At 59.2% G+C, this 1,638-nt stretch carries 1 protein-coding gene; it reads right to left on the bottom strand.

Going from position 1 to position 1,638, the window contains the following annotated elements; translation table 11 throughout:
- Positions 1-128: 128 nt before the first annotated feature.
- Positions 129-1,565 (bottom strand): IS1182 family transposase, encoded by a 1,437-nt coding sequence (locus G513_RS0100755; RefSeq protein ID WP_028474980.1) that lies wholly within the window; start codon positions 1,563-1,565, stop codon positions 129-131.
- Positions 1,566-1,638 lie beyond the last annotated feature (73 nt).

Here is a 1,638-nt window from a genome sequence, read left to right on the forward strand (position 1 = left end):
GGCTGAGGCTGTGTGAAAACGCGTCGGAATAGATTATGTCGGTGAGCTGGCGCGATCGAAAGTTCGAGATTGTCCTGTCCTTTCGTCAATTTGGTGCGACGGCAAAGGTTGAAAAATCGGGCGCAACCTCACGCCCTGATCATTCCGATCAGTTGCTTCGTTCCGAAGATGTTCAGTGCCCGTGTCAGGTTGTAGGCCAGCACATGCAGGCTCATCTCGGTACTGACGCGAGGCAGGGTTCTGGTCAGGAAGTGTGTCGCGCCCATCCGGGCTTTCAGCGTGGCAAAAGGATGCTCCACCGTCTGCCGTCGTATCCGCGCGACCATCGGCATTCGATTGAGGCGCCTTTGCATGGTATCGAGTACGCCTTCGTGTTCCCACCGTGTGATCCGGCGGTATTCGCCGGTGGTACACCGAGCCTTCATGGGACAGCGTGGACAGGCTGACGCCCAGTACTTGTGAATGGTCAAGCCTTTCTCGACCGTCGTGAAGCGGTGAATGGCGCGCTGCCCGGCAGGGCAGCGGTACTCGTCAGCCGCAGCCACGTAGCGGAAGTCGCTCTTGTCGAAGAGCCCCTTCGCCAGGTTGTTCGAGGTCATGGTCTTGGGAACGAGCGCGGTGATGCCGAGCGCTTCGCATTCCCGGATCTGAGTGCCATTGAAGTAACCACGGTCCGCCAGTGCCTTGAGCTTCTTTGATCCGATTGCGCTGCGGGCAAGCTGCGCCATCGGTGCAAGCTGCATCCGGTCATTGCCTAGGTTGGTGACCGAATGGGCGACGATCAGGTGGTGCTTGGTGTCGACCGCAGTCTGGACGTTGTAGCCCACCATGGCGGTACCCTTGCCGCTGGTAGCGATGCATCGCGCGTCCGGGTCGGTCAGGGAAATTTGCCCGTCTGGGGCGCTCCGGATCTGATCACCCAATGCGTTCAGCGCTTTCATCCTCGCCTTGATCGAGCGGATCTTGTGCTTGATGTGGGCGACCCGGGCTTCGGTGACCCGCGTCGGCTCACGATCAGCACGATCAAGCTCGTCCAGGTAACGGCCAGCGCTGTGCTCCAGCTGCTCGATACGCGCCTGCAGTTTGCGTTCATTGAAGTTGCGGTCGGTGTTGTTCACCGCTTTGAACTTGCTGCCGTCGATAGCAACGACAGCCTCAGTGAACAGCTTGAGCTGGCGACACAGCGTGATGAATTGGGCGCAGACCCGCCGGATCGCGGGGCCGTTGTCGCGGCGGAAATCCGCAATGGTCTTGAAGTCCGGGCTTAGACGGCTCGTGAGCCAGATCAGCTCGAGGTTACGCTGCGTTTCCCGCTCCAGACGCCGGCTCGACTGGATGCGGTTCATGTATCCGTAGATGTAGATCCGCAGCAGCGTCGACGGGTGGTAACCGGGTCTGCCAGTCTCCTCGGCGTGTACGCCCTCGAAGCCGAGAGCGGCGAGATCGAGCTCTTCAACGAATGCATCGATAGCGCGAACCGGGTTGTCCTCGCCAATGTAGTCATCGAGTCGCTCAGGAAACAGCACACTCTGAGACCGATCCTCACCTTCGATGAATCGCTTCATCGGCAACTCCATCACGACAATGACGGAATAACAATCAGCAAACTTCACACCACGTTTTCACACAGTCTCGGCT

This window comes from Nevskia ramosa DSM 11499 (assembly GCF_000420645.1).
Taxonomy (GTDB): domain Bacteria; phylum Pseudomonadota; class Gammaproteobacteria; order Nevskiales; family Nevskiaceae; genus Nevskia; species Nevskia ramosa.